General features: G+C 72.1%; 11 protein-coding genes. 1 reads left to right on the top strand and 10 read right to left on the bottom strand.

Features of this window, described 5'->3' with window-relative positions:
* Positions 1 to 191: 191 nt before the first annotated feature.
* The 7 genes from topA to ACFXG1_RS10720 form a co-directional block, all read right to left on the bottom strand.
* Positions 192 to 3080: a type I DNA topoisomerase gene (gene topA, locus ACFXG1_RS10750; protein ID WP_384742078.1), complete on the bottom strand. Its 2889-nt coding sequence runs from the start codon at positions 3078 to 3080 to the stop codon at positions 192 to 194.
* Positions 3081 to 3872: 792 nt separating this feature from the next.
* The gene (locus tag ACFXG1_RS10745; RefSeq protein ID WP_384722347.1) at positions 3873 to 4070 is read right to left on the bottom strand and encodes a hypothetical protein; all 198 of its coding nucleotides are present in this window, start codon (positions 4068 to 4070) and stop codon (positions 3873 to 3875) included.
* A gap of 447 nt (positions 4071 to 4517) precedes the next feature.
* Positions 4518 to 6122 (bottom strand): methyltransferase, encoded by a 1605-nt coding sequence (locus tag ACFXG1_RS10740; RefSeq protein ID WP_384742076.1) that lies wholly within the window; start codon positions 6120 to 6122, stop codon positions 4518 to 4520.
* A 201-nt stretch (positions 6123 to 6323) separates the two neighbouring features.
* Entirely contained in the window at positions 6324 to 6914 is a 591-nt protein-coding gene (locus ACFXG1_RS10735) for a small secreted protein (protein ID WP_384742074.1), read from the bottom strand.
* A gap of 166 nt (positions 6915 to 7080) precedes the next feature.
* On the bottom strand, positions 7081 to 9504 hold the full coding sequence (locus ACFXG1_RS10730) for a sodium-translocating pyrophosphatase (protein ID WP_384742072.1): 2424 nt from the start codon (positions 9502 to 9504) through the stop codon (positions 7081 to 7083).
* Positions 9505 to 10365: 861 nt separating this feature from the next.
* Complete coding sequence (locus ACFXG1_RS10725) at positions 10366 to 10812, bottom strand: ATP-binding protein (protein WP_384710374.1); 447 nt, start codon at positions 10810 to 10812, stop codon at positions 10366 to 10368.
* Positions 10813 to 11146: 334 nt separating this feature from the next.
* Positions 11147 to 11500 carry an STAS domain-containing protein gene (locus ACFXG1_RS10720; protein ID WP_006347640.1) on the bottom strand — a complete coding sequence of 118 codons (354 nt, stop codon included), beginning with the start codon at positions 11498 to 11500 and terminating at the stop codon, positions 11147 to 11149.
* Positions 11501 to 11582: 82 nt separating this feature from the next.
* On the opposite strand from ACFXG1_RS10720, the gene ACFXG1_RS10715 reads away from it, so the two are divergent.
* Positions 11583 to 14033, top strand: coding sequence for a DEAD/DEAH box helicase (locus ACFXG1_RS10715; RefSeq protein ID WP_384710379.1), 2451 nt, complete (start codon positions 11583 to 11585; stop codon positions 14031 to 14033).
* 57 nt (positions 14034 to 14090) lie between these two features.
* Here the strand turns inward: ACFXG1_RS10715 and ACFXG1_RS10710 are convergent, their stop codons facing one another.
* From ACFXG1_RS10710 to ACFXG1_RS10700, 3 genes are read right to left on the bottom strand one after another with little or no spacing between them, the layout of a single operon-like run.
* Positions 14091 to 14444 (bottom strand): Rv3654c family TadE-like protein, encoded by a 354-nt coding sequence (locus ACFXG1_RS10710; RefSeq protein WP_384710382.1) that lies wholly within the window; start codon positions 14442 to 14444, stop codon positions 14091 to 14093.
* A complete protein-coding gene (locus ACFXG1_RS10705; protein WP_384742069.1) occupies positions 14441 to 14833 on the bottom strand; it encodes a TadE family type IV pilus minor pilin in 393 nt (130 codons plus the stop codon). Before ACFXG1_RS10705 ends, ACFXG1_RS10710 begins: the two co-directional genes overlap by 4 nt.
* Positions 14820 to 14975 (bottom strand): DUF4244 domain-containing protein, encoded by a 156-nt coding sequence (locus ACFXG1_RS10700; RefSeq protein WP_384710388.1) that lies wholly within the window; start codon positions 14973 to 14975, stop codon positions 14820 to 14822. The genes ACFXG1_RS10705 and ACFXG1_RS10700 overlap by 14 nt, the downstream gene beginning before the upstream one ends.
* Between the last annotated feature and the right edge of the window lie 98 nt (positions 14976 to 15073).

Here is a 15073-nt window from a genome sequence, read left to right as displayed (position 1 = left end):
GCCCGGCGCGGTGACGGGTGGGGCGGCGGGTGGGGCGGCGGAATGAGGCGTACGACCGCGATCGCCGGCGGGGCATCGGCGGCGCCCCCGTGCCCCGAGTCCACCCGAGCGCCCCGGCGCGAAGAAGCGCGAAGGGGCGCGCCCCTCAGGACACGCCCCCTGGCAACGCGGGCTACCGCCAGCGGCGGCGGCTACTCGTCCGCCGACGCCTTCGAAGCCGCCGTCTTCTTGGCCGCGGCGGTCTTCGCGGTCGCCTTCGCGGCCGTCGTCTTCGAGGCCGTCGTCGTCTTCTTCGCCGCGGTTTTCTTGACCGCCGTCTTCTTCGCGGCGGTCTTCTTCGCCGGGGCCTTCTTGACGGCCTTCTTCGCCGTCTTCTTCGCGGGCCCCTTCGCCCGCTTCTCCGCCAGCAGCTCGTAGCCCCGCTCCGGCGTGATCGTCTCGACGCTGTCGTCCGTCCGCAGGGTCGCGTTGGTCTCGCCGTCGGTGACGTACGGACCGAACCGCCCGTCCTTCACCACGACGGGACGCTCGCTCACCGGGTCCGTCCCCAGCTCCTTCAGCGGCGGCTTGGCCGCGGCCCGGCCCCGCTGCTTGGGCTGGGCGTAGATCGCCAGCGCCTGCTCCAGCGTGATCGTGAAGAGCTGGTCCTCGGTCTCCAGCGACCGGGAGTCGGTGCCCTTCTTCAGATACGGGCCGTACCGGCCGTTCTGCGCGGTGATCTCCACGCCCTCGGCGTCCGTACCGACGACCCGCGGCAGCGACATCAGCCGCAGGGCGTCCTCCAGGGTGACCGTGTCGGGCGACATGGTCTTGAAGAGCGACGCGGTCCGCGGCTTCACCGCGTTCTTGCCGGTCTTCGGGGTGCCCTCGGGGAGGACCTCGGTGACATAGGGGCCGTAACGGCCTTGCTTGGCGACGATCTCGTGGCCGGAGACGGGGTCCTTGCCCAGGGCGAAGTCGCCGCTCGGCTTGGCCAGCAGCTCCTCCGCGTACTCCACGGTCAGCTCGTCGGGCGCCATGTCCTCGGGCACATCGGCGCGCTGGTGGCCCTCCTCGCCCTTCTCGCCGCGTTCGACGTACGGGCCGAACCGGCCGACGCGGAGCACGATGCCCGAACCGACCGGGAAGCTGGAGATCTCCCGGGCGTCGATCGCGCCGAGGTCGGTGACCAGGGCCTTCAGTCCGCCGAGGTGATCGCCGTCGCCATTGCCCGCGTCGGCCGCCGTGCCCTCGGCCACGGCGCCCGCGGCACCCTTGGCGCCCTTGGCGTCGGCGCCCGCACCGAAGTAGAAGCGCCGCAGCCACGGCACCGCCTGCGCCTCGCCCCGGGCGATGCAGTCGAGGTCGTCCTCCATCTTCGCGGTGAAGTCGTAGTCGACGAGCCGGCCGAAGTGCTTCTCCAGCAGGTTGACCACGGCGAAGGAGAGGAAGGACGGGACGAGCGCCGTGCCCTTCTTGAAGACGTATCCGCGGTCGAGGATGGTGCCGATGATCGAGGCGTACGTCGACGGCCGCCCGATCTCGCGCTCTTCCAGCTCCTTGACCAGCGACGCCTCGGTGTAGCGGGCGGGCGGCTTGGTGGCGTGGCCGTCGACGGTCAGCTCTTCGGAGCGCAGCGCGTCGCCCTCGCCGACCTGCGGCAGCCGCCGCTCGCGGTCGTCCAGCTCGGCGTTCGGGTCGTCGGCGCCCTCGACGTACGCCTTCATGAAGCCGTGGAAGGTGATCGTCTTGCCGGACGCGGTGAACTCGGCGTCCCGGCCGTCGGAAGCCGTGCCCGCGATCCGGACGGTGACCGAGTTGCCGACCGCGTCCTTCATCTGGGAGGCGACGGTCCGCTTCCAGATCAGCTCGTAGAGGCGGAACTGGTCGCCGCTGAGCCCGGTCTCGGCCGGAGTGCGGAAACGATCACCCGAAGGACGGATCGCCTCGTGCGCCTCCTGCGCGTTCTTCACCTTGCCCGCGTACGTCCGCGGCCGGTCGGGCAGGTAGTCGGCCCCGTACAACTGGGTGACCTGCGCCCGGGCCGCGGCGACCGCGGTGTCGGAGAGCGTCGTGGAGTCCGTACGCATATAGGTGATGAAGCCGTTCTCGTACAGCTTCTGGGCGACCTGCATCGTCGCCTTGGCACCGAAACCGAGCTTCCGGGACGCCTCCTGCTGGAGGGTCGTGGTCCGGAAGGGGGCGTACGGGGAGCGGCGGTACGGCTTCGACTCGACCGAGCGCACCGCGAACGCGGCGTTCTCCAGCGCGGCGGCCAGCGCCCGCGCGTTCGCCTCGTCGAGGTGGAGCACCTGGCCGGTGGAGGCGTTCTTGAGCTGCCCGTCGGAGCCGAAGTCACGGCCCTGGGCGACCCGGCGGCCGTCGACCGCCGCGAGCCGGGCGGTGAGGGACGAGGGGTCGGACGCGTCACCGGCACGGCCGGTGGAGAAGGTGCCGGTCAGATCCCAGTACTCGGCGGAGCGGAAGGCGATGCGCTCCCGCTCGCGCTCGACGACCAGCCGGGTCGCCACGGACTGCACCCGGCCCGCCGACAGCTTCGGCATGACCTTCTTCCACAGCACGGGGGAGACCTCGTAGCCGTAGAGCCGGTCGAGGATCCGGCGGGTCTCCTGGGCGTCGACCATCCGCTGGTTCAGCTCGCGCGGATTGGCCACGGCCTCGCGGATCGCGTCCTTGGTGATCTCGTGGAAGACCATCCGGTGGACCGGGACCTTGGGCTTGAGCACTTCGAGGAGGTGCCAGGCGATGGCCTCGCCCTCGCGGTCCTCATCGGTGGCGAGGAAGAGTTCGTCGCTCTGGGCGAGCTGCTCCTTGAGCTTCCTGACCTGGGCCTTCTTATCGGCGTTGACGACGTAGACGGGCTGGAAGTCGTGCTCGACGTCGACACCGAGGCGACGGACCTCGCCCGTGTACTTCTCGGGCACCTCCGCCGCACCGTTGGGGAGGTCGCGGATGTGCCCGACGCTCGCCTCGACGACATAGCCGGGGCCGAGGTAGCCCTTGATCGTCTTCGCCTTGGCAGGCGACTCGACGATCACGAGTCGGCGACCGCCCTGTGCGGTCTCGCTGGTCGGGGACAACGTGGCTCTTCTCTCCGGTCGGCGCTCGGCGGGCGGGCCGGGCCCACCGTGTGCTGGGCCCGCCGCGTCCCCGGCGTGTTCGGTCTTCGTCTCTGGTGGTGGAGCGGTGGAACGGTGTGCGGTTCGGCGGCCCCGGGATGGAACCGGGCCGGCGGCGCGGGCGTGGTCTGACGCGGCGCGCTGCTGCCGTCGCTGCGGAGTGTGACGGTACAACCCGCCCCCGTGTCAAACGGCGAAAGCCCGCAACGGCCACTCGAACGGTAACCCGAGACCGGCGGTTCCTGCCGCCCGGACCGGTACGCCGGTGGGCTGGATCCTTACGGCGGGCCCCGGGCGGGACCCGGCACGAACCCTGATGGGGACATGTTCACACGGAGATTCCCTGGCGGCACGGACACGGGCCGGATCCGGCCCCCGCCCCGATCGGCCGGGGGGGCGGTCGGGCGGTGGGCGGTGGGGGCGGTGGGCGGTGGGCGGTACGGGAGGGGCCGGAGCGGGGGCGGGCGGTTCGGGCCGGGGTCCGGGGGCGGAACCGGGGGCGTGATCCGTATCCGGAAATCCCTATCCGGAATCCGGGTCGGCTCAAGAGTCGGCTCAAGGGCCGGATCCGAGGTCGGCGCGGGGACGGACCGGGGACGGCCCGAAAACAGACCGGGCAACGGGATTCGCGGCCGGATCCATGTCCGATCCGGATTCCGGATACGGATCAGACCCGGTCGGATCGGGTGGGGATCGGGGTCGGACCCGGTCAGATCAGGGTCGGTCCCAGGTCAGATCCGGGTCCGTCCCAGGTCAGATCCGGGTGAGACACCACAGTCCGAGGGCGAGGCAGACCACACCGGCGAAGGCGGTGACCGCGGCCGCCGTGGCGGGACTCACTCCGGCGGCGACGGGCGACCGGTGGGCCGTCCGTACCCCCGTCCACACCAGCAATGCCGCTCCGAACAGCCCGAATGCCAACGCCGCGAAGATCGCCGGACCGCTTTCCATGCCCGCTTCCCGCCCTTTCGTGACCCTCCGGGGGCCATCCCCGGCACCGGATGTCCGGCGCCGGTTCCCCCTGCCGGATTCCGGCCGCGGGATCCCGCGGCCGGGCATGTCCGGCATCGGGCCTCCGGTATCGGGGGCCCTGTATCGGACTCCCGAGGCTGGCAGCTCCGGGCGGCGGAGTCGCGAATTCCGGGTGAACGGCTCGGGGGTTCACCCGCGTGGCCCCGACACGCGAGCCGGACCGGAGGACGGCAGGCCGACTGGGCCGGGCCGGGCCCTACGCAGGAAGGATTGCGGAGAGCAAGGCCGCCACACCGTCCTGCACGGTGTTCGACCCGATGTCCCACGGATCACCCACTTGTGCGGGCCATCGAATTTTGGCCGATTCGCCCGCCCCTACCTCCCCCGCTCCCGGGGACCCGGGGACTCGGGACACAAGGACCCGGGCTAGAGACTCCGTACCTCCATCGGCTCCAGGAACCCCTCCCCCACCAGCAGCCGCAACGCCGCCGGGGTACGGTCCCGCAACAGCACCGGGTCCTCGCCCAGGAGCTGGGCGATGGCGTCCAGGATCCGCCCGGCGGCGAGTGTGCCGTCGCACGCGCCCGCGAACCCCGCGCCCACCGTGTCGACCTTGGTCGCCCGCCGCATACCGCGGTTCTGCCGCAGCACCACATGCTCGGGGTCCTCCGCCCCCGGCTGCCCGACCTGCTCCTGCACGACGTCCGGCGCGAGGGTGAAGTGCTCGGCGAGCAGGGCCGCGTCGTCGCGCGCCCGCAGATAGTCCTGGCGGGCGAAGTGCGCGACGACGGTGTCGCCGAGCGGCTGCTCCACCGGGTGCGGCCACTCCTCCACCACGACCGACGGCCGGTCGGCACCGGACCTGCGCAGGGTGATCCAGCCGAAGCCGACGGCCTTGGTGCGCCGCGCCTCGAACTCGTCCAGCCACTCCTCGTACCGCGCGGCATACCGCTCGGGGTCCCCCCGGTGGTCGCCGCTGTCGCGCAGCCACAACTCGGTGTACTGCGTCACGTCCTGCACCTCGCGCTGGACGATCCACGCGTCGCAGCCGGCCGGAACCCAGGAGCGCACCCGGTCCTGCCAGTCCTCGCCCTCGACGTGCTGCCAGTTGGCCAGGAACTGGGCGTACCCCCCGTCGTTCAGCCGCTCCCCCGACTGCTGGACGAGGGTGCGGCACAGATCGTCGCCGCTCATTCCGCCGTCCCGGTAGGTCAGCCGGGCGCCGGGCGAGATCACGAACGGCGGGTTGGAGACGATCAGGTCGTACGACGTCCCGGCCGCAACGGGCTCGAAGAGGGAGCCCTCCAGCAGCCCGGCCTCCGGCATGTCCGACAGGGCGAGGGTGAGCCGGGTGAAGGCGAGGGCCCGCGGATTGAGGTCGGTGGCGGTGACCCGGGTGGCGTGGCGGGCGGCGTGCAGCGCCTGGATACCGGAGCCGGTGCCCAGATCGAGGGCGGAGGCGACGGGGGTCCGTACGGTGATCCCGGCGAGGGTCGTGGAGGCGCCGCCGACCCCGAGAACGACGCCCTCGCCGTGCCCGCTCGCACCCGCCGCGCCGCCGACCGCGCAGCCGAGGTCGGAGACGATGAACCAGTCCTCGCCGCCGGGGCCGCCGTAGGGCCGGACGTCCACCGCGGCACGGACGGAGTCGCCGTCAAGGTCGGCGTCACCCTCGCGGGCGGAGTCGGCGTCGCGGACGGCGTCGGCGTCGGCGTCGGCGTCGGCGTCGGCGTTGCGGACGAGCCAGCCGTCCGCCAGGCACTCGTCGAGGGGGAGGACGGCCCGGACCGCGTCGGCGGCGACGGACCGCTGGAGCAGGAAGAGCCGGACGAGGGCGTCGAGCGGGGTGTCACCGCGGGTGGCGCGCAGGGCGGGGACGGTCTCACTGCGGGCGAGGGCGGCGTAGGCGGTGGCCCCGAGCCGTTCGAGCAGGCCGTCGGCGGTGAAGTCCGCGGCGACGAGTGCCGCGCGCAGCCGGGCGGCGCGGACGGGCGAGGGGATGGTGGTCGGGATGGCACCGGTCGTACTCACCCGACCATTGTCGCCGCCGGCACCGACAACGGCGGCCACCGCCGGTGGGCGCGGTGCGCCGCGGGGATTCCGCAAGCCCACCGGAACGGTCACGACCCACCGACCCGCCGACCCGCCGGACCGGTCAACCCACCGGACCGGCGGCCCGGCGGCCCGTCAGGACCAAACCGAACCGAGCCGAACCAAGCCGACGGCGGTCCGTCAGGACGACGGCGACGCCGACGGTCCCGCCGCGGCGGGCGGGTCCGCCTTCACCGGCTGGCAGCCCTGGAACGTGCCCATCGCCCGGCCGGTCTCGCTCGCCCGAAGCTTGTTCCACGCCTTCTCGTTGGCCTCGGCCTTCAGCAGCCCCTCCGAGACGACCTGGAGGCCGTCCGCGAAGTCCTGTTGGTCCGAGGCGTCGAGGGCGTCGACCTGCTTCTTCAGATCGAGGAAGAAGGCGGCGCTGGCATCCCGTTCGGCGGCGGCCGCGGTGACCAGCTCCACGTCCTCCTCGACCGGCGTGGGCCCCACGGTGCGGAACGCCGCCGCCAGGGCCTTGTTCACGTTCGAGAGGTCCTGGAAGGCCTTGGAGTCGGCCTTCTGGAGCTCGGCGGGCTTGCCGTCGACGGCGGTCACGGCGATCAGCTGGTCGGCCTCCGCCTTGGTCTTGAACTGGGTCTTGATCTGGTCGCAGTACTTCTCCGCCCAGTCGTTGACCGCGTTGTCCTTCTTCTCGTCGCTGCTGCACCCGGACAGCGCCAGTACCAGTACCGCGCCGCCGGACAGTACGGCCGCAAGCTTCTTGTTCACCGGATCGGTCCCTTCCGAGGCTTCTTGCGCCCCGGAACATACACGCCGCGTCGGCCCCCACCATCAGCCCCGTGCCCGATTCCATAGCCATTGAAGCCATTTGCACCAAGGGTGAGGTGGAGAGAAGGCTCACCCGCCCCCGTCCCTTCCCGATTCCGAGCGTCGGTCAGGAGACCGCCGCGGGATCCGGCGCCGACGCCTGCCGTTCCGCCCCTGCCGGGCCGGGGTCCTCGTCGCCCACGGCGATACCCCGCCGTTTGGAGATGTAGACCGCGCCGACGATGACCAGGATCGCCAGGACGGCGATCACGGCCCGTACCCCGGCACTGGCGTCGTCGCCGTAGCTGAACTGGACCACGGCGGGCGCGATCAGCAGCGCCACCAGGTTCATCACCTTCAGCAGCGGGTTGATCGCGGGACCCGCCGTGTCCTTGAACGGGTCGCCGACGGTGTCGCCGATGACGGTCGCCGCGTGCGCCTCACTCCCCTTTCCGCCGTGGTGGCCGTCCTCGACGAGTTTCTTCGCGTTGTCCCACGCGCCGCCGGAGTTGGCGAGGAAGACCGCCATCAGCGTGCCCGTGCCGATCGCGCCCGCCAGGAACGCGCCGAGCGCCCCGACTCCGAGGGAGAAGCCGACCGCGATCGGGGTCAGCACGGCGAGCAGGCCGGGCGTGGCGAGCTCGCGCAGGGCGTCCTTGGTACAGATGTCGACGACCCGCCCGTACTCCGGTTTCTCGGTGTAGTCCATGATCCCGGGGTGCTCGCGGAACTGCCGCCGCACCTCGTAGACCACCGCGCCCGCCGACCGCGCCACGGCGTTGATGGCGAGCCCGGAGAAGAGGAAGACCACCGCGGCGCCGAGCACCAGACCGACCAGGTTGTTGGGCTGCGAGATGTCCATCACGAGGTTGGTCGGGGCCCCGTCGCCGAGTTTCTCCCCGACGTCCCGCGCCGCGGTCGCGATGGCGTCCCGATACGAGCCGAACAGCGCCGCCGCCGCCAGCACCGCCGTGGCGATGGCGATCCCCTTGGTGATGGCCTTGGTGGTGTTGCCCACCGCGTCGAGGTCGGTCAGCACCTGCGCGCCCGCGCCCTGGACGTCACCGGACATCTCGGCGATGCCCTGCGCGTTGTCGGAGACCGGGCCGAAGGTGTCCATGGCGACGATCACGCCGACGGTGGTGAGCAGCCCGGTGCCCGCGAGCGCCACCGCGAAGAGCGCGAGGGTGATCGAGGCGCCGCCGAGCAGGAAGGCCCCGTAGACCCCGAGGCCGATCAGCAGGGCGGTGTAGACGGCGGACTCCAGACCGATGGAGATCCCGGCCAGGATCACGGTCGCGGGACCGGTCAGCGACGATTTGCCGATGTCCTTGACCGGCCGGCGGGTGGTCTCGGTGAAATAGCCGGTGAGCTGCTGGATCAGGGCCGCCAGGACGATACCGATGGTGACGGCGACCAGGGCCAGCACCCTGGGGTCCCCGCCGTGCGCCTTGATGGCTGCCTCGGTGACACCGTCCAGATCGGCGTAGGAGGAGGGCAGATAGAGCACGACGGCCACGGCGACCAGGACGAGGGAGATCGCCGCCGAGACGAAGAATCCCCGGTTGATCGCGGTCATACCGCTGCGGTCGGCGCGCCGCGGGGCGACCGCGAAGATGCCGATCATCGCGGTGACCACGCCGATCGCCGGAACGATCAGCGGAAAGGCGAGCCCGGCGTCACCGAACGCCGCCTTACCGAGGATGAGGGCCGCGACCAGGGTCACGGCGTACGACTCGAAGAGGTCGGCGGCCATGCCCGCGCAGTCGCCGACGTTGTCGCCCACGTTGTCGGCGATGGTGGCGGCGTTGCGCGGGTCGTCCTCGGGGATGCCCTGTTCGACCTTGCCGACGAGGTCGGCGCCGACGTCCGCGGCCTTGGTGAAGATACCGCCGCCGACCCGCATGAACATCGCGATCAGCGCGGCGCCGAGACCGAAGCCCTCCAGGACCTTGGGGGCGTCGGCGGCATAGACGAGAACGACACAGGAGGCGCCGAGCAATCCGAGGCCCACGGTGAACATTCCGACCACGCCACCCGTACGGAAGGCGATCTTCATAGCCTTGTGCGAGACGGCCGTGAGATCTTTTTCCGGCTCCCCCGGTCCGGGGGTCGCCTCTCGCGCGGCGGCGGCGACCCGGACATTCGCCCGTACCGCGAGCCGCATGCCGATGTAACCGGTGGCCGCCGAGAAAAGCGCACCCACCAGGAAGAACACGGAACGCCCGGCGCGTTGCGACCAGTCGTCCGCCGGAAGGAGCAACAGCAGGAAGAACACCACCACGGCGAAGATGCCGAGGGTGCGGAGCTGCCGGGCGAGATAGGCGTTGGCGCCTTCCTGCACCGCGGCCGCGATCTTCTTCATCGAGTCGGTGCCCTCGCCCGCCGCCAGCACCTGGCGGACCAGCAGTTGGGCCACGACGAGCGCGGCCAGGGCGACCACGGCGATAACGACCACGATCACCCGGTTGTCATCGGTGAGCACCGCGGCCGAGAGAGAGGTGGAGTGATCGATCATTTCCCGGTGGTTCTGTGGGAAGAGCCCCGCCATTCGTCCTCCTTGACGTTCGTTCAGAGCTCAAGATGTGGACGGATTGTAGGGAGCGGAACCTGATCAAAACAGAGTGCGACAAATGCAAAGTGACCTTTGAGCCCCCCGGCAAATGATCGAGTTCCGGAAATACACCCGAAAGAAGTAATGGGGCGAAGCCATTGAGGCTTGATCACCGGGGCGGGCGCGGGACCGGAAAAATGGTCCGGGAAATGATCGCCGGGTGTTCGAATGATGATCGACCGGTGGCCCACAGGCTGTCGAAGACCGCCCGGAAAAGGGAAAGAGGCCCTGCTCAACAGGGTCGGGCGGAGCGGCCCGCCCGCTCGGGCACCACCCGGCGGCCGATCGGGCCCGGCGCGCCCAGAACCGGCGATCGGGCGCGGCACCCCGGCACCGGCTCCCCCGCCGCGGGCCCGCGGCGGCCCCGGGAAACGTAACCGTCGAGCCTCCCGGTTCCGGCGGGAATGTTGCTCGGAACGGAGCGGTACGTACAGATGGGGCGTATGGGGCGGGACGTATGGAAGCAGACGTACGGGACAGCTGTACGGGGCCAGGCCCGTTCGGCGCGGGAGCCTCCGGGCGGAGCAGGCTCAAGCGCCCGTTCTACGGCCCCGGCCGCACGCCACGCGGGCGCCGTCCCGGCGAACGGCGCGGGGGCGCTCAGGGCGCCGTCACGGCCCGGCAACCACCGAACGGTGACCGCGGAACGGCAACTGCCCGAACAGCGGCCCCGAGCTGCGGCCGCAGCCGCCGGACCGCGGCCGTCAGACCGCAGCCGCCGGACGAACGCCCGGCACGGCTGCTCCTGGAAGACGGGATTCCCGGCCGACGGGATTCCCGGGCTGCGGGACTCCTGGGTTACGGAATGACCGGCACGGGGGTCGTCGGCCAGCTCATCCGGATCACCCCGCCCGTCTCGGTGGTGGACACCTCCATGTCGTCCACCAGCCCGCTGATCACGGCGAGGCCCATGTCGTCGTCGCCGTCCACGGGCTCGTCACCCGCGGCCGCGGACCGGTCCGGGGCCGTACCGGAGGCGCCGTCGCCGCCCGGCGCGGGCACCTCGTCCCCGACCTCGATGGAGAACGTCTTGTCCTCCTCGGTCAGAACGACCTTGACGGGCGAGTCGATGCCATGGGAGCGGTGCCGCCCGACGGCCCGGCTGCACGCCTCACCGACGGCGAGTCTGACCTCGTCGAGCACCGCCTCGTCGACCCCCGCCCGGCGCGCCACGGCAGCGGCCACCAACCGGGCGGTCCTGACATGCTCGGGCTGGGCACTGAATCGAAGTTCGACGGTGGTCATGCGCTCCCCCTCGGACGTACGGGCGTGCGTTCGGGGGCACCGGGCCGACGGCCCGGTTCCTCCTGGCCCTGCTGCTTCTGCTGATTCTCTTTCCGGTCCTCTTCCGGCCCCCCGGTGGCAGGACGCCACCTCCGGCGGCGGACACGACGCCGCGCCGCCCCGGAGCCGCCCCGGCCCGGCACACCGGGACACGGAACGACGGAACCCGGGCCCCGCCCCGCGGCGAACCCGCAATCGGGCGCCCCGGAGCGCCCCGCGGCGCCGCGAAGCGGCACGGGGCTCCCGGACGGTCCGAACCCGGACCGTCGCAACGGCGGGGGCCGAACGGAGCGGCCTAGTCCGGAGCGGCGACGGCCTCGTCGACCGTGGTGTGGATGGGGAACACCTTGGTGAGCCCGGTGATCCGGAAGATCTTGAGAATGCGCTCCTGGTTGCAGACCAGGCGCAGCGAACCCTCGTGTGCGCGCACACGCTTCAGGCCACCCACCAGCACCCCCAGCCCGGTGGAGTCGAGGAAGTCCACGCCCTCCATGTCGACGACCAGGTGGTAACTGCCGTCGTTCACCAACTCGACCAACTGCTCGCGCAGCTTGGGCGCGGTATAAACATCAATCTCGCCACCGACCTCGACGACCGTACGGTCGCCGTTAGGACCGGGCACAACGCGAGTCGACAGGGACAGGTCCACTGATCCTCCAGCACCTTGCTATCGAGCGTCCGCCCCCATTTCAGGTCTCCCCGGCGGAGCCGGGGGACGGTCGCCAGCCGCGATGGCATTCAATCACTTACCTGCAACCATGCACGACGCCTTGGGACCATTGTCCGTCACGCCGGTGACACACTCGGTGCCGATGGCCAAGAATCTCCGTCCCAGACGACCACCCGAGAGCGGGGACACCCGCCCCTCCCCCCGAGCGGTCCTCGACCGGCTCGCGTCGGGGGCGAACCGGGTCGCACGCATCACTCATACGGAGCACTTGCCCCCGCGACCCGGCCGCCATGCCGTCTGGCCCGATCGCATCCGGCCGGAAGTGATCGACGCGATCCGGCGGGCCGGGATCGAACATCCGTGGACCCACCAGGCCGAGGCGGCCGAGTACGCGCTGGACGGCGAGTCGGTGGTGATCGCGACCGGTACCGCGTCCGGCAAGTCGCTGGCCTATCTCGCCCCCGTACTCAGTACGCTCCTCGACGGCTCCGAGGCCCCCAACGGGCGGGGCGCGACGGCGCTCTACCTGGCGCCGACGAAGGCGCTCGCCGCCGACCAGTGCCGGGCCGTGAAAGAGATCACCTCTCCGCTGGGCAACCGGGTGAGGCCCGCCGTGTACGACGGCGACACCCCCGTCGAGGAACGCGAGTGGGTGCGCCAGTACGCCACCTACGTCCTCACCAACCCCGACATGCTGCACCGGAGCGTGCTGCCGTCCCACCCCCGCTGGGCCTCCTTCCTGCGCGCCCTGCGCTATGTCGTGATCGACGAGTGCCACACCTACCGGGGCGTCTTCGGGTCGCATGTCGCCCAGGTACTGCGGCGGCTGCGGCGGATATGCGCCCGGTACGGCGCCGATCCGGTCTTCCTCCTCGCCTCGGCGACCGCCGCGGACCCGGCGGTCGCGGCCGGACGGCTCACCGGGCTGCCCGTCCGCGAGGTCGCCGACGACGGATCTCCCCGCGGCGAGCTGGTCTTCGCCCTCTGGGAGCCGCCGCTGACCGAACTGCACGGCGAGAAGGGCGCGCCCGTACGGCGTACCGCGACGGCGGAGACCGCGGACCTGCTCACCGATCTGACCGTGCAGGGCGTCCGCACGGTCGCCTTCGTCCGCTCCCGGCGGGGCGCCGAGCTGATCTCGGTGATCGCCAAGGAGCGGCTGGCCGAGGTCGACCCCGCGCTGCCCCGGCGCGTCGCCGCCTACCGGGGCGGCTATCTCCCCGAGGAGCGCCGGGCGCTCGAACGCGCCCTGCACTCCGGCGAACTCCTCGGCCTCGCCGCCACCACCGCCCTGGAACTCGGTGTCGACGTCTCCGGACTCGACGCGGTCCTCATCGCCGGGTATCCCGGCACCCGGGCGTCCCTGTGGCAGCAGGCGGGCCGGGCCGGGCGCGGCGGACAGGGCGCGCTGGCGGTCCTGATCGCCCGCGACGACCCGCTGGACACCTTCCTCGTCCACCACCCCGAGGCACTGTTCGAGCAGCCCGTGGAGTCCACCGTCCTCGACCCCGACAATCCGTACGTCCTCACGCCCCATCTGTGCGCCGCCGCCGCCGAGCTTCCCCTCACCGAGGCCGATCTCCCGCTCTTCGGCCCGGCGGCGGCCGGTCTGATGCCCCGTCTCGAGGCGGCGAAGCTGCTGCGCCGCCGGGCGTCGGGCTGGCACTGGACCCGGCGCGAGCGGGCCGCCGACCTGACCGACATCCGGGGCGGGGGCGGCAGCCCGGTGCAGATCGTCGAGGAGGGCACGGGCCGTCTCCTGGGCACCGTCGACGAGTCCGCCGCGCACACCTCCGTCCACGAGGGCGCCGTCCACCTCCACCAGGGCCGTACGTATCTCGTCCGGCGGCTCGACCTGGAGGACTCGGTCGCCCTCGTCGAGGAAGCCCTACCGCCGTACTCCACCACCGCGCGCGACACCACCTCCGTCTCCGTCCTGTCCACCGAGACCGAGGTCCCCTGGGGCGACGGCCGGCTGTGCTTCGGCTCCGTCGAGGTCACCAACCAGGTCGTCTCCTTCCTGCGCCGCAAACTGATCACGGGCGAGGTGCTCGGCGAGACCAAACTCGACCTGCCGCCGCGCACCCTGCGGACCCGGGCGGTCTGGTGGACCGTCACCGACGACCAGCTGGACGCCGCCCGGATCATCCCGGAGCAGCTCGGCGGCGCCCTCCACGCGGCGGAGCACGCCTCCATCGGCATGCTGCCGCTCTTCGCCACCTGCGACCGCTGGGACATCGGCGGGGTCTCCGTACCACTCCACCCCGACACCCTCCTTCCGACGGTCTTCGTCTACGACGGCCACCCCGGCGGGGCCGGCTTCGCGGAACGCGCCTTCCACACGGCCCGCGCCTGGCTGACGGCGACCCGCGAGGCGATCGCGTCCTGCGAGTGCGATTCCGGCTGCCCGTCCTGCATCCAGTCCCCCAAGTGCGGCAACGGCAACGACCCCCTCGACAAACGCGCCGCTATCCGCCTCCTGACCCAACTCCTCTCCTCCGCCCCCGACTGACCCCGGCCGTCCCCGACTGTCCCCTGCCGACCTCGGCTGCCCCCTGCCCGGCCCCGGTCACGGTGTCGCCGGGCCCGCGCGGGCGAGGGCCGTCGCGGTGAGGGGGCCCGCGCGGGCCGAGGTGCGGACGTCGGCGATCTCGCCCCGCAGCGCGCACCGCAGCAGCCTCGCGCCCTGGGCCCGGGCGGTCTCCGCGGCCCGGTCGCACGCCACCGCCTCCCCCAGGAGGGCGTGGTCCGCCGCGGCGAGCGCCGCGAGATCGGCCGCGGCGGCGGCCCGATGACGGGCGATCACCACCTGCCCCAGGGTCAGCACCACGGCGAACAGGGCACAGAGCGTGGTCGCCGTGAGCGCCGCCCAGACCGTCGCCGAGCCGTCGTCGCGCCATATCCGTCGTATCCGCCGTCTCACGGCCCGGCCACCTCCCCCGGCCCGCCGAGCCCCGGGTCCTCGGACCGGGCCACCGCCTCCGCGCGCACGGTGAAAGTCAGCCTCCCGGGGCCCGGCGACGGCGACTCCACGCGGACGCGCCAGAAGTCGCCCGAGCGGTACACCCGGATCCGCGCGCCTTCGGGGGCCGACCGCCGGGCCGTGGCGAGGACCTCCGCCCGGGATTCGGAGCGGGCGGCGGCCCGCGCGCCCGCGTACGCCGCGTCCACGCACCGGATCTGGGCCACCGCGGTCATCAGGGCCCACAGCAGGGCCGCCACCAGGGCGACCAGCGCCGGGATCACGACCGCCGTCTCCGCCGTCACGGCGCCCCGGTCGCGCCCGCCGGGGGCCGGTTCAGAACGGCGCACGGAGTGCCTCGGCGATCAGTGACTCCAGACCGCGGGTGACGCTGCCGCCGGTGACGATCCGGTGGAGCACCGCCGCGAGCGCGCAGGCCGCGACGGTCCCCACGGCGTACTCCGCCGTGGTCATCCCCCGGTCCCCGCTCACGGCCGCGAACCGCGGAACCCTGAGCTGAAAGAAGGCCGGACGGGCCGGGGCGGCCGGACGGGTCGGGAGAAGAACCGCAGGACGGGCCGGAACGCGGA

Origin of the sequence: Streptomyces sp. NPDC059248 (assembly GCF_042753905.1) — a bacterium.
Classification (GTDB): Bacteria; Actinomycetota; Actinomycetes; order Streptomycetales; family Streptomycetaceae; genus Streptomyces.
Note: the sequence above shows the minus strand (reverse complement) of the source record. Positions and strands in the feature narration are given on the sequence as shown.

Bases quoted from the DNA above. Each gene is read 5' to 3' on its own strand.
- ACFXG1_RS10745 (WP_384722347.1), bottom strand. From the start codon at position 4,070: ATGGAAAGCGGTCCGGCGATCTTCGCGGCGTTGGCATTCGGGCTGTTC.
- ACFXG1_RS10730 (WP_384742072.1), bottom strand. From the start codon at position 9,504: ATGGCGGGGCTCTTCCCACAGAACCACCGGGAAATGATCGATCACTCC.
- ACFXG1_RS10725 (WP_384710374.1), bottom strand. From the start codon at position 10,812: ATGACCACCGTCGAACTTCGATTCAGTGCCCAGCCCGAGCATGTCAGG.
- ACFXG1_RS10715 (WP_384710379.1), top strand. From the start codon at position 11,583: ATGGCATTCAATCACTTACCTGCAACCATGCACGACGCCTTGGGACCA.